The sequence below is a fragment of the Achromobacter sp. ISS7 genome (assembly GCF_056523125.1).
Map to the genome: position 1 here is coordinate 2,404,982 of NZ_JAWRZD010000001.1, position 13,447 is coordinate 2,418,428.

The 13,447-nt window shown below is 71.1% G+C and carries 10 protein-coding genes; 6 read left to right on the forward strand and 4 right to left on the reverse strand.

The window, feature by feature from the left end; translation table 11 throughout:
- Nucleotides 1-42: 42 nt before the first annotated feature.
- From AC1HFW_RS10890 to AC1HFW_RS10900, 3 genes are read right to left on the reverse strand one after another with little or no spacing between them, the layout of a single operon-like run.
- Nucleotides 43-801 (reverse strand): GntR family transcriptional regulator, encoded by a 759-nt coding sequence (locus AC1HFW_RS10890; protein WP_198483623.1) that lies wholly within the window; start codon nt 799-801, stop codon nt 43-45.
- On the reverse strand, nt 798-2,519 hold the full coding sequence (locus AC1HFW_RS10895) for a glycerol-3-phosphate dehydrogenase/oxidase (protein ID WP_479283209.1): 1,722 nt from the start codon (nt 2,517-2,519) through the stop codon (nt 798-800). Before AC1HFW_RS10895 ends, AC1HFW_RS10890 begins: the two co-directional genes overlap by 4 nt.
- Nucleotides 2,516-4,006, reverse strand: a complete 1,491-nt coding sequence (locus AC1HFW_RS10900; RefSeq protein ID WP_479283211.1) for an FGGY family carbohydrate kinase — start codon at nt 4,004-4,006, stop codon at nt 2,516-2,518. Before AC1HFW_RS10900 ends, AC1HFW_RS10895 begins: the two co-directional genes overlap by 4 nt.
- Before the next feature lie 193 nt (nt 4,007-4,199).
- Here AC1HFW_RS10900 and AC1HFW_RS10905 point away from each other — a divergent pair, with 193 nt between their 5' ends.
- The 6 genes from AC1HFW_RS10905 (at nt 4,200) to AC1HFW_RS10930 (ending at nt 11,871) form a co-directional block, all read left to right on the forward strand.
- Complete coding sequence (locus AC1HFW_RS10905; protein ID WP_479283213.1) at nt 4,200-5,234, forward strand: substrate-binding domain-containing protein; 1,035 nt, start codon at nt 4,200-4,202, stop codon at nt 5,232-5,234.
- The gene (locus AC1HFW_RS10910; protein WP_479283215.1) at nt 5,231-6,754 is read left to right on the forward strand and encodes a sugar ABC transporter ATP-binding protein; all 1,524 of its coding nucleotides are present in this window, start codon (nt 5,231-5,233) and stop codon (nt 6,752-6,754) included. The genes AC1HFW_RS10905 and AC1HFW_RS10910 overlap by 4 nt, the downstream gene beginning before the upstream one ends.
- On the forward strand, nt 6,751-7,782 hold the full coding sequence (locus tag AC1HFW_RS10915) for an ABC transporter permease (protein ID WP_116522688.1): 1,032 nt from the start codon (nt 6,751-6,753) through the stop codon (nt 7,780-7,782). Before AC1HFW_RS10910 ends, AC1HFW_RS10915 begins: the two co-directional genes overlap by 4 nt.
- Nucleotides 7,779-8,759 carry an aldo/keto reductase gene (locus AC1HFW_RS10920; protein WP_479283217.1) on the forward strand — a complete coding sequence of 327 codons (981 nt, stop codon included), beginning with the start codon at nt 7,779-7,781 and terminating at the stop codon, nt 8,757-8,759. The genes AC1HFW_RS10915 and AC1HFW_RS10920 overlap by 4 nt, the downstream gene beginning before the upstream one ends.
- A 29-nt stretch (nt 8,760-8,788) precedes the next feature.
- A complete protein-coding gene (locus tag AC1HFW_RS10925) occupies nt 8,789-9,640 on the forward strand; it encodes a class I fructose-bisphosphate aldolase (protein ID WP_479283219.1) in 852 nt (283 codons plus the stop codon).
- Between the two features lie 122 nt (nt 9,641-9,762).
- A complete protein-coding gene (locus AC1HFW_RS10930; RefSeq protein ID WP_479283221.1) occupies nt 9,763-11,871 on the forward strand; it encodes a DNA/RNA non-specific endonuclease in 2,109 nt (702 codons plus the stop codon).
- A 35-nt stretch (nt 11,872-11,906) separates the two neighbouring features.
- Here the strand turns inward: AC1HFW_RS10930 and AC1HFW_RS10935 are convergent, their stop codons facing one another.
- The gene (locus AC1HFW_RS10935) at nt 11,907-13,313 is read right to left on the reverse strand and encodes an MFS transporter (protein WP_479283223.1); all 1,407 of its coding nucleotides are present in this window, start codon (nt 13,311-13,313) and stop codon (nt 11,907-11,909) included.
- Nucleotides 13,314-13,447 lie beyond the last annotated feature (134 nt).

Below are 13,447 nucleotides of genomic sequence, written 5' to 3' on the forward strand. Positions count from 1 at the left end.
CCACTTCGCCCGTCCGGCTTGCGCCAGGCCGGACGTAGCCGGTCAGGTCGTAGTCTGCACGTGCAGGCGGCTGGACTTGCAGCGGTGCAGCGCGCGGTAGTGTTCCAGCGGCCGGCCGTTGGCGCCATAGGCGATGGACTCGATGCGCAGCAGCGGCTCGGGCTCGGTCATGCCGAGCAAGGCGCAGGTCTCGGCGTCCGGCAGCACCGCGTCGATCCAGCGTTCGGCGCGCACGATGCGCAGGCCGTACTGGCGCCGCAGCACGTCATAGAGCGAGCGGTTTTCCAGGCGGGTTCGGTTCAATCCCGGCGCCAGGTCGGCGGGCACGGCGGTTTCCACCAGCAACTGCAATTCACCATCGACGCTGCGCAGGCGCTTGAGCGCCACCACCTGCGCGTCCCCGGCCAGGCCGAGCGAAGTCATCTCGCGTTCGCTAGGCGCGCGCAATTCCTGCTGCAGCACCTGGGTACGCACGGTGCGGCCCTTGCGCTCCATCTCATCGGAAAACCCCAGCACGGTCGAGACGAAGTCCTCGTCGCGTTCGCGCGCCGAGACGAAGGCGCCCTGCCCGCGGATCTTGTAGATCAGGCCGTTGCGCACCAGGTCGGCCAAAGCCTCGCGCACCACGATGCGCGAGATGCCGTACTGCTCGCCGAACTCGGCCTCGGTCGGCAGCTTGGCGCCGACCGCCAGTTCGCCCTGCAGGATCTTGCCGCGCACCACGTCGCGGAACTGCGTCCAGAGCGGCGCGCTGGCGCTGCGGTCCAGCACGGTGTCTTCGGTCGGGGTGAAGCTGTTCATAGCGTGATCGGACTTGGAATCGAAGCGGGAAATTGAACACGGTGCCGGTCCCGCAGCGTATCGATGCAGGCCTGCAATTCTTGCTCGCGCCGCGCCGCGTTCCAGCCCAGCTCGGCCGCGGCGATGGCGGCAAGCTCGGCCGCCAACGCGGCGGTGACGCGGCCACGGATGGCCAGCAGCGTGCGGCGGATGACCAGGTCGGCCAGGTGCTGCACGGCCGTCTCGCGGCACAGGAAGCGGACCTCGGCCGCCGAATGGTCCGGCGCGTGCCGCAGCGGCGCGTCGCCTTCGGCGGCGAAACGCGGCGCCAGCGCCTGCGCGCGGGAACCATAGCGGTTGACCAGTTCGGCCACGCGCGCGCGGCCCAATCCGCTGGCCTGCGCGATGCCATCGACCAGGCGTTCCCGGCCCGGCGCGTCGGCGGGCATATCCGCGCCGCCGCCGATGGCGAGACTTTCGGTGGACTGCGCGCGCGGACGGCCCAGTTGCCGCAGCACCGCGTCGGCCGCCGACTGCGCCAGCGAGCGGAAGGTGGTCCATTTGCCGCCCACCAGGCACACCAGCGGCACCTCGCGGATGGCGTTGGGCGGGTCGATCGCCACCGCGTGGTCGCGCGAGATCTGGCCCGGCCTGTCGGCGCCTGACTGCGCCAGCGGCCGCACGCCGACGTAAGTGTAGACCACGTCGGCGGGACTGAAATCCAGCCGCGGAAAGACCTCGCGCAGCACGTCCAGCAGGTAGTCAACCTCGGCCGGCTCGGTGGCGGCCAGGTCGGGATCGTCGACCGGAATATCGGTGGAGCCCACCAGCACGCGATCCAGGAACGGATAGACGATGCAGACGCGGCCGTCGGAGGCCTCGAAATACGCCATGCGGCCCTGCAGGGCCTCGCGCAGCGCGGGATGGTCCAGGATCAGGTGCGAGCCCTTGGTGCCCATGACGCGCGAACCGGCCCCTTGCAGCGCGCTGGCCGAGCGGTCGAGCCAGGCGCCGGTGGCGTTGACCACGGTGTCGGCGGTGACCTGCACCGATTCGCCGGTGAGCTCGTCGCGCAGCGTCACGCTGCGCCCCTGGCAGGCGGTGACGCTGCAATAGTTGGCGGCGGCCGAGGCCGGCTGGTCGCGGTGGCCGTCGTGGATCAGTTCCAGCACCAGCCATTCGGGATGGCGGATCCAGGCGTCGTAGTAGGTCGCGGTCCAGCGCACGCCGGCGCCGAACAGCGCGCCGTCGGCGGCCGGCACGCGCGCGATGCGGTGCTCCGGCATGACGCGCTGGCGCCGGCCCAGCCGGTCGTACAGCCGCAGGCCCAGCCCCACCACGCACAGGCCGCGGGCGCCGGGCGAGGCGCGGAATCCCGCAAAGCGCAGCACGCTGCCGGCCAGGCCGCCAAAGCGGCTCGACAGCGGCACCACCGTTTCCAGCGGCCGCACCAGGTGCGCGGCATTGCGCAGCAGCAGGTTGCGTTCGCGCGTGGCCTCGGCCACCAGCGAGAACGCGCCGCTTTCGAGATAGCGCAGGCCGCCATGGATCATGCGCGACGGCGCGCTACTCGCGCCGGCGGCGATGTCGGCCTTGTCGACGATCAGGCAATCCACGCCCTGCAGCGACAGGTCGCGGAACACACCGGCGCCATTGACGCCGGCGCCGACGATCACGGTCGAGAAATGGCGGCCCGCCAGCGCGGCCGGACGCGCGTAGGGCGACGTCGCGGGCGTCATCGCGCCGCTCCCGAGAGTTGGCCGAAGGCCGGCGCCAGGCTGTCCACCACGCGGTGGAACTGTCCGTAGAAATCGGTATGCGCCGCCTGTTCATGCGCGTCCGGCGCCACCTGCTCGCACGGGGCCGGCAGGCAATCGGCGGCGTCCTGCCCTTGCGACAGGGCCGCATAGCCCGCCGCGCCGCGCGCGCCGGTCTCGTCGTCGCCGCAGCGTTCGACGGCATGACCAAGAAAGCCCGCCAGCAATTGCGCCATGCGCCGGTCGCGCGCGCCGCCGCCCAGCGCCGCCACCCTGCCCGGCGTGCCTAGGCCCAGCGCCGCCAGCCGCTTCAGGTGCCAGGCATGCCAGGCCGCCACGCCATCGATCACGGCCCGCGCCATGTGGGCGCGCGTGTGCTGCGCCTGCAGCCCGACGAAGCCGGCGCTGGCGCCCGCGGGCCAGTTGCCGCCATTGATGAACGGCAGGAAGCGCAGGCCCTCGGCGCCCAGCGGCACGGACATGGCGCATTCGACCACGGCGGCCGCGTCGGCGAATTGCAGCGCGCGCGCCGCCCAGGCCACGTTGGCCATCGACGACGGGCTGTTCTCCAGGTACAGCCGCCGCGCCGGGTCGCCGAAGCTGACGATGGCGCCGACCTCGGGCTTGGGTTCTCGGGTGGGCGCCACCACCGCGTTGACGCACCAGGTGCCCAACACGGCCACCGCGTGGCCCTGGCGCTCGGCGCCCACGGCCCGCAGCGAGGCCAACAGGTCGATCGCGCCCATCGCCACCGGGATGTCCGGCGGCAGGCCGAAGGCCGAGGCGGCCGCCGCCGACACCCGCCCGACCACGCTGCCGGCCGCCACGATCGGCGCCGGCGCCCGCGCGCCCAGGTCGGCCAGGCCGGCGGCTTCGAACGCCAGCGACGACCAGCCGCCCTCGCGCAGCGCCAGCAGGCCCGCGGTGCTGGCGTCGCTGGCGTCGGTGGCGATCTCGCCGGTCAGGAGGAATGTCAGGTAGTCCTTGGCGAACAGCAGATGGCGGGCGCGGTCGCGCGACGCGGGATCGGCGCCTAGCAACTCGGCCGCGATCAGCGACGACTGGCCCGACCACGGCCGGCAACCGACCTCGTCATACAGCGCATCGCCGGCGCGTTCGCCCAGCGCGCGGGCCCGGGCCGCGGCGCGCTGGTCGGTCGAGGCCACGGCGCGCGCGCCCAGCAACTGGCCGCGCGGGTCCAGCAGGTACAGCCCCGCGCCATGGCCCGTGCAGCTCAGGGCGCGGATATCCCGCGCCCGCTCGCCGAGCTGGCCGGCCACGCCGCGCAGGGCCCGCGCCAGCGCCGCCGCGATGGCGTCGGCGGCCAGTTCGCAGCCCCCCTGCGGCAACTGCCGATAAGGCAGCGCGCCGCCCGCGGCCGCCAGCGTGGCCCCGCTCCCGGCCGCGAAGGCAACCGCCTTCAGGCCCGTGGAGCCCATGTCGATCCCGAGGTAGATGTCTGTTCTCATGTCATAACATTGTCTACGGAATTTTTTTGGAGAATAGCAGTGTTTCCCCTAGTAATCTAAAAATTTCGGCTGCCATATAGTGCAGCGACCAGGGCAACGATGTCATAACAACTAAACCGCCCCAAGACGCATCATCAGCAGGTTCCCGGGCCGCGAGGCCGTTGGATCAATGCAAGGACGAGGAGCGAAGAACATGAGACGAGATTTCCTGAAGACCGTGGCGGCGGCGGGCGCGGGCCTGGCCAGCGCCAATGCCTTTGCGCAGTCCGCGCCGCAAGCCCCCGGGCTGCGCGGCAACGCCAATGACGTCTACGTGATGAACGTGATGGTGTCGGGCGTGGAGTACTGGTTTCCGGTGTACGAAATGATGAAGCAGCTGGGCCAGTCGCTCGGCGTGCGCACCCGCTATTCCGGCACGCCGGAATACGACGTCAACAAGCAGCTGGCCTCGTTCGAGCAGGAACTGGCGCGCAAGCCGGCCGGCATCCTGCTGCACCCGATGAACCCCGATCCGTTCATCGAGCCCATCAACCGCGCCGCCGCCATGGGTATCCCGGTGGTGACCTTCGCCGCCGATTCGCCCAATTCCAAGCGGGTCTCGTTCGTCACCTCCGACAACGACCGCGAAGGCGCGCAGGCCGCCGACGCCATCGCCGCCGCGCTCGGCGGCAAGGGTGAATACGCCGTGCTGGAGAACCCCGGCCAGGACAACCACGACCGCCGCATCGCCGCCTTCATCAACCGCATGAAGAGCAAGCACCCCGGCATGAAACTGGTGGGCCGCGCGGCCAGCAACCAGGACCCGAACAAGGCCTACCAGGCCACGCTGAGCCTGGCGCAGGGCAACCCCGGCCTGGGCGCGCTGTTCATGCCCGAGGCCAACTCGGCGCTGGGCGCGGCGCAGGCCAGCATCGAGACCAAGAAGAACATCAAGGTGCTGTGCTGCGACGTCAACGCCAAGATCCTGGACATGATCAAGTCCGGCGAGGTCTACGGCTCGGTCAACCCGAACCAGGGCGTGCAGGGCTACATGGGCATGATGCTGCTGTTCCTGGCGCGCAACCAGCAGCTGATCGACCCGATGAACGACGCCAAGCGCAACGGCACCAACCCGATGGCGGTGCCGTTCCTGGACAACGGCCTGTCGATCGTCAGCAAGGCCAACGCCGACGACTTCTATTGGGACAAGTACCTGGCGCGGCGCGGAACCAAGGGCATCAACGAATGACGGCGGCCGCGCCCCTGCTGGAGCTGCAGGGCATCAGCAAGCACTTCGGCGCGTCGCAGGCGCTGGCCGGCGTGCGCTTCTCGCTGCAACGGGGCGAAATCCACGCCCTGTGCGGCGAGAACGGCGCCGGCAAGTCGACGCTGATGAAGATCATCGACGGCATCCACCAGCCCGACGCCGGGGCCATCCTGCTGGAAGGCCAGCGCGTGGTCATCGACGGGCCGGCCCACGCCATGCGGCTGGGCATCGGCCTGGTGCACCAGGAAATCGCGCTGTGCGGCGACGCCACGGTGGCCGAGAACCTGTTCATGCCGCACATCAACACGCAGCGCGGCGCCTGGATGGACTACGCCGGCCTGAACCGGCGCGCCCGCGAAGTGCTGCGGCGGCTGGGCCAGGACATCGACCCGGGCCTGCGGGTCGACCAGCTGGGCATCTCCAGCCAGCAACTGGTGGAGATCGCGCGCGCCCTGACGCTGGACTGCAAGGTGCTGATCCTGGACGAGCCGACGGCGGCGCTGACCGAGGTCGAATCGGCCGCGCTGTTCCGCGTGCTGCACGGCCTGAAGGCCCAGGGCATCGGCATCATCTACATCAGCCACCGCATGGCCGAGATCTTCGCGCACTGCGACCGCGTCACCGTGCTGCGCGATGGCCGCGACGTGCACTGCGGCGCCCTGTCCGAGCTCACGCCCGACGCGCTGGTGCGCCGCATGGTCGGGCGCGACCTGGGCAACTACTATCCGCCGCGCGCCGCCGACAGCGGCCAGCCGCCCGAGACCGTGCTGCAAGTCACGGACCTGGACGATGGCGCGCGCGTGCACGGCATCTCGTTCACGCTGCGGCGCGGCGAAATCCTCGGCATCTCGGGGCTGATGGGCGCCGGCCGCACCGAGCTGGCCGAAACCGTCTGCGGCCTGCGGCGCGCGCGTCGCGGCTCGATCAGCCTGCGCGGCCAGCCCCTGCGGCTGCGCCGCTATGCCGACGCCCTGCGCCATGGCATCGCCTACCTGAGCGAAGACCGCAAGGCCGCCGGGCTGTTCCTGGACATGCCGATCGAACGGAACGTGTCGTCGATGGCGCTGGCCCGCGTCAGCGGCCGCTTCGGCTTGCTGCGACGCGCGGCCGAACGGCGGCTGGCCACCGACCTGGGCGCGCGGCTCAAGCTCAAGGCCGCCGGCGTCGACCAGGACGCCAGCTGCCTGTCGGGCGGCAACCAGCAGAAGGTCGCCATCGCCAAGCTGCTGGCCACCCGTCCCGCCGTGCTGCTGATGGACGAGCCGACGCGCGGCGTGGACGTGGGCGCCAAGTCCGAAATCCACCATCTGCTGCGCGAGCTGGCCGACCAGGGCGTGGGCGTGGTGGTGATCTCATCCGAACTGCCCGAGATCATCGGCCTGTGCGACCGCGCGCTGGTGATCCACAACGGCACCCTGGCCGGCGAACTGGCCGCGGCCGACATGACTGAAGAAAAGCTGCTGAGGCTGGCCTCCGGCCTGGGCGCACAGGAGACGCCATGATGACCCTTCCCCCCTCCCCGCCTTCGGCCGGCGCGATACTGTCGCCGGGCGCGACCGCGGCCGACGCGCCGCCGCGCCTGCGCCACCGGCTGGCCAGCCTGCGCGAGGCCGGCCTGCTGCTGATCATCGCCGCGCTGTGCGTGATCATGAGCTTCGCCTCGCCCCACTTCCTGACCTGGGAGAACGTGCGCGCGATGCTGCTGTCGTTCTCCATCGAGGGCATCGTGGTGGTCGGCATGACCTTCCTGGTCATCGTCGGCGGCATCGACCTGTCGGTGGGCTCGGTGGTGTGCCTGGCCATGGTGGTCACCGGCAAGCTGTTCCTGATGGGGCTGGACCCGTGGACCGCGGGTCTCGCGGCGATCGCGGCCAGCGCCGCCATCGGCGCCATGATCGGCGGCTGCGTCACGCGCATCGGGTTGAGCCACTTCATCGCCTCGCTGGCCTTCATGGTCATCGTGCGCGGGCTGTGCCTGGCCATCACCCAGGGCACGCCGCAATCGCTGTTCTCGCTGCCGCCGTCGTTCAAGTTCATCGGCCAGGGCAACGTCGCCGGCATCCCCGCGGTGATCCTGATCTTCGGCGCCATCGTCATCGCCAGCGACTTCGCGCTGCGCCGCTCGGCGCTGCTGCGCAAGGTGTTCTACACCGGCAGCAACGAGAAGGCCGCGCTGTACGCCGGCATCCGCACCGGCCGCGTCAAGTTCTGGGTCACCGTGCTGTGCTCGGCGCTGGCCGGCCTGGCCGGCGTGGTCTACACCGCGCGCTTCGGCGCCGCCACCCCGACCTTCGGCGTCGGCATGGAGCTGAACGTGATCGCCGCGGTGGTGATTGGCGGGGCCAGCCTCAAGGGCGGCTCGGGCACCGTGCTGGGCGCGGTGCTGGGGCTGGCGCTGCTGTCGGTGGTGACCAGCTCGCTGATCCTGCTGGACGTGTCGCCGTACTGGCAGGACGTGGTCAAGGGCCTGATCCTGCTGGGCGCGGTGACTGTCGACCATCTCATGAACGTCAAGAAGGGACACCGATGAACACCATCACGCTGGGCACTTCCGGCATCCGTTGCCAGTCCGTGGGCCTGGGCACCTGGGCCATGGGCGGCTGGATGTGGGGCGGCAACGACGACGCGGCCGCCATCGACGCCATCCGCGCCTCGCTCGACGCGGGCGTGCAGCTGATCGACACCGCGCCGGCCTACGGCCTGGGCCATGCCGAAACGCTGGTCGGCCGCGCGCTGGCGGGCCGACGCGACCGGGCCATCATCGCCACCAAGTGCGGACTGGTGTGGCACACCCGCCAGGGCCGGCATTTCTTCGACGAGGATGGCCAGGCGGTGCACCGCCACCTGGGGCGCGATTCGATCTTCCACGAAGTGGAGCAGAGCCTGGCGCGCCTGCGCACCGACCACATCGACCTGTACATCACCCACTGGCAGGACGAGACCACGCCGGTGGCCGAGACCATGGACGCGCTGCTGGACCTGAAGCGCCAGGGCAAGATCCGCGCCATCGGCGTCAGCAACGTCGACGCCGCCACGCTGGCCGAGTACCTGCGCCACGGCGCGGTCGACGCCATCCAGGAACGCTACAGCCTGATCGACCGCGAGATCGAATCGACCCTGATGCCGCTGTGCCGCGACCACCAGGTCGGCATCCTCGGCTATTCGTCGCTGGCGCTGGGATTGCTGGCCGGCCCGATCGATCCGGCGCGGCAGTTTACCGGCGACGACCAGCGCGCCGGCAACCCGCGCTTCGGCGCCGCCAACCGCGCCCGGCTGCAGGCCTTCTTCCAGGAACTGGAGCCGCTGCGCCAGCAGCTGGACTGCCCGTTTTCGCAGCTGATGATCGCCTGGACCACCCGGCCCGGCGGCGTCAGCGTGGCGCTGTGCGGCGCCCGCGACGCGCGCCAGGCCACCCAGAACGCCCGCGCGGCCCTGCTGCGCCTGGACCCCGCGCACCTGGCCGCCATCGATGCCGCCGCCCGCCGCCACCTGCAGGCGCTGGACTGAACAAACGCTGGACTGAACCTGGAATCCCCATGCCCCACCTCAAACAAGCCCGCCTGAACCGCCTGTTCCACGCCGGCCGCTGCCTGGATATCGCCGTCGACCATGGCGTGTGCAACGAACCCAGCTTCCTGGCCGGCCTGGAAGACATGCCCGCCGTCATGGCGCAGCTGCTGGCCGCCGGCCCCGACGCCATCCAGCTCAACTACGGCCAGGCCGACCTGCTGCAGCACCATCCCGCCCGCGCCAAGCCCGCGCTGGTGATGCGGCTGGACATGGGCAACCCCTACAACGCCACCATCCACCGCGTCATGTGGGCGGTGCTGCAGAACGAACACGACCCGGTGCTGCCCGCGGTGCGGATGGACGCGGCCTGCGTGGTCGTCAACCTGTTCATGCTGCCCGGCGAGCCCGACCTGTTCCGCCAGTGCGTCGGCAACATCGCCCGCGTGCGCGCCGACTGCGAGCGCTATGGCATGCCGCTGATGATCGAACCGCTGGTGATGGCGCCGCATTCCGAGCGCGGCGGCTACATGGTCGACGGCGACGCCGACAAGATCGTGACGCTGGTGCGGCTGGCGCGCGAGATGGGCGCCGACATCGTCAAGGCCGACCCCACTACCCACGCCGCCGACTTCCACCGCGTGGTGCAGGCGGCGCGCTGCCCGGTGCTGGTGCGCGGCGGCGGCCGCGAGGACCTGCGCCAGGTGTTCGGCCGCTCGCGCGAACTGCTGGACCAGGGCGCCGTGGGGCTGGTGTACGGCCGCAACGTCTACCAGCACGCCGACCCGTCGGCGGTGGTGCGGGCGCTGATGGCCATGATCCACGACAACGCCGATGCGGCGCGCGCCTGGGACATCTACCAGGCGGGCACCGCGCGCTGAGGCGGGCCGGCGGCGGCCGCGTCGTCGCGGACCGCCCCCGGCCCATCGAAGCTCCGCCCTTTCCGCAACAATCCTGTCATCGGCCGCGCGCTACGCTTTTCGCACCCCACGCGGAGGTGCCCATGAAGTTGCCGGTCGATTTGCTCGCCAAGGCCAAGGCCGCCTATCCCAAGCGCGCCGACGAGGTCGCCGCGCTGCGCCAGCGCAACGCGGCCGAGTCGGCCCGCGAACTCGACGGCGCCGTGCATTTCGCCCGCCGCCGCGCCATGATCGCGGCCACCGCCCGCGAAAGCGCCGACCTGGCGTTCGAGCGCTACATCGGCACCAACGACCTGCTGCCCAGCAACTACCTGCTGTCGGGCTACCTGCACGCGCTCTCGGTCGGCCGCATCCGCTACCTGGACCGGACCTCGCGCCGCACGGCCTACGCCACCGGCTTCATGGTGACGCCGGAGCTGATGATCACCAACCATCACGTCTTCCCGGTGGCCACGGCCGCCGAATTCGCCGCCTTCGCCGACGAGGCCGTTATCGAGTTCGGCTACGAATACGACGTGCTCGGCCGGCTGCAGCAACCGGTGGTCCACGCCCTCGATCCTGAAACCTTCCTGCACACCCACGCCGCGCTCGACCTGGCGCTGGTGGCGGTGCGGCCGCTCGACGTTGGCGGCCGGCGCGCGCTGACCGACCAGGGCTACCTGGTGCTGGACGGCGCGCTCGGCAAGGCCGGCGCAGGCGACTACGCCACCATCGTGCAGCACCCGGACGGCCGCGAGAAACAGGTGGCGCTGCGCAACAACGAGATCGTCGACAACAGCCTGGCCGACGTCCTGATCTACCAGAGCGACACCGCGCCCGGCAGCAGCGGGGCGGCGGTCTTCAACAACGAGTGGCAGGTCATCGCCTTGCACAGCGCCGGCGTGGCGCGGCAGGACGCGTCGGGCAACTACCTGGATCGGGACGGCCAGATCATCCCGATCGAGAATGGCCACGTCGACGAATCGCGGCTAGTGTGGCTGAGCAACCGCGGCATCCGCGTGAGCGCCATCGTCACCTATCTGCTGTCGCCCGCCAGCCAGGTGGACCAGCACCCGCTGATCCAGACGCTGCGCAGCCCGGCCTACACCAACGCCCGCCCCTTCACCGCGGCCGCGCTGCCGGTGCTGCCGACGCAGGAACTGGGACGGGCCGCCGCGCCTGCCGCCGCGCCGGCCGCGACGCCCGGCCCCGCGCCGATCGAGATCCGCATCCGCATCAGCGCCGACCAGCCCGTCGCCATCCAGGCGCTGACGGATGGCGACGCGCCGCAGCCGCTGGCCTTCGAGAAGAAAAGCGAGGACGAGCAGGACTACTCCGCCTGCCTGGGCTACGACGACCAGTTCATGGGCATCGACCTGCCGCTGCCCGCGCCCAACGCGGCGCTGCGCAAGAAGCTGGCGCGGCGCGGCGACGCGCCCGCCGACTTCGTGCTGAAGTACCACCACTTCAGCACCCTGCAACATGCCGTGCGACGCGTCCCGGTGCTCAGCGCCATCAACGTCTACGGCAAGCAGCGCTACGCCGAACTGGACGACAGCACCCGCAAGGATCGCTGGCTGCGCGACAACCGCATCGACTACGGCGCCCAGCTGGACGACGCCTGGTACGCCAAGAGCGGCTTCGACCGCGGCCACCTGTCGCGCCGCGAGGACGCCGAATGGGGCCCGACCCTGGCCGCCGCCAAGACCGCCGCCGACATGACCTGCTCGTACGCCAACGCGGTGCCGCAGGTGCCGGCGTTCAACCGCGCGATCATGGGCTATCACGGTCAGTGGGGCCGGCTCGAACAGATGCTGCTGGAACAGGGCGTGGAAGGCGAGTCCGGCAAGAGCGCCCGCATCTGCGTCTACAGCGGCCCGATCTTCCTGAACGACGATCCGGTCTACGCCTCGGTGCAGGTCGCGCTCAGCTGCTTCAAGGTGGTGGCCTGGTTCGACGCCCGCGGCGGGCTGCGCGCCACCGGCTTCCGGCTGTCACAGGAAAAGCTGGTCGACGGCATCGACTTCGAAGTGCTGCATTTCGACAAGCTGTTCAAGATGCAGCAAAAGCCGTTGGCGTGGATCGAGGGCGCCACCGGCCTGGCGTTCCCGCAGGCGCTGCGCGACGCCGACACCCATGACGCGACCTCCGAAGCCGTCGACGACGCCGCCATCGAACGGCTGCTGACCTTGCCCGAGCAGGCGCGCGACTAAGGCGTCGCGGCATTCAATGACCCGGGCCGGCGCGCTCAACCCCGGCCGCGCCAAGCGATGACCAGCGCCGCCGCGCCCAGCGCCGCCGCCACGCCGAACGTCAGCGCCATGCCGCGCGCCACCGCCGCCGCGGAGGCGCCCGCCAGGTCGGCCGCGCCCGCCCCCGCCGCGAACACCGCGCCCATGACCGACGCGCCGGTCACCAGCCCCAGGTTGCGCGACAGGTTCAGCATGCCCGACACCAGGCCGCGCTGGTGCGCGCCGATGGCCGCCATGACGCCGGTATTGTTGGCGGCCTGGAATACCGCGTAGCCCACGGTCAGCACCCCGATCGGCCCGATGTAGCCCGCCACGCCCAGCGTCGCCGGCGCCGCCGCCAGCAGGGCCGTGCCGACGGCGAGCGCGCCCAGCGCCGCGCGCATGATCCGTCCGGCGCCGTAGCGGTCCACCAGGCGCCCGGCCGGCACCCCGCACAGCGCGCTGACCACCGGCCCCGCCGACATCGCCAGCCCGGCCTGCGCCGCGCTCAGTCCCAGCGCCTGGGTCAGGTAGAACGGGCCGACGACCAACGTCGCCATCATCACCGTGGACACCAGCGCGTTCATCGCCAGTCCTGCGCCCAGGCGCGGTTGACGCAGCAGCGCCGGATCCAGCAACGGCGACGCCGTGCGCGCCTCGACCCGCAGGAACAGCCAACCGCCCGCGACCGCGGCCAGCAGCAGGCCGGCGTTGAGCCCGCTGAAATGGCCGCGTCCCAGCGTCATCGCCAGCGCATAGGCCGCCAGCGCCACCGCCAGCAGCAGTGTGCCCGCGGCATCGAACCGCGCGCCGGCCGCCGCCCGCGGCCGGTCGGCGGGCAGATAGCGGCCGGCCAGGGCCATCGCCAGGAGGCCCAGCGGCAGGTTCGCCAGGAAGATCCAGCGCCAGCCGAGCGCGGCGATCAGCGCGCCGCCCAGGGTCGGCCCCAGCGCCGTGCCCACCGCCGACATCGTGCCTAGCAGGCCCATGGCGCTGCCGGTGCGCTCCCGGGGCAGCAGGTCGCCGACGAACGCCATCGTCAACGCCATCATCACGGCGGCGCCCGCGCCCTGCAGCGCGCGCGCCGCCAGCAGCAGCCACAGCGAGGACGCCAGTCCGCACAGCGCCGAGGCCGCCGTGAACACGGCGATCCCCGCCAGCAGCAGGCGCCGCCGGCCGATCAGGTCGCCCAGGCGGCCCGCGCCGACAACGCACAGCGTGATCGCCAGCAGATAGGCCAGCACGATCCACTGCACCAGGGAAAACGGCGCGTCGAACACCCGCGCCAGGGTCGGCAGGCCGACGTTGGCGCTGCTGGTGCCCAGCGACGCCAACAACAGGGACAGGGCCAGGCTCGCGAGCGGCCAGGCGACGGCGCCACCGGCGCGGGCGGCCGGGGCGGATTGTGGAAGGGATTGCGACATGAAGATCCGTAGCGGTTGGAAACGGCCATCCGGCACGCGCCGGAACAGCCCAACCGCCAGCGTAGGACCGCCAGGCTCATGGCGGAAGACGCAGCATTTGCACTTTATTCATGCGTTTGACGCCACATGACGAC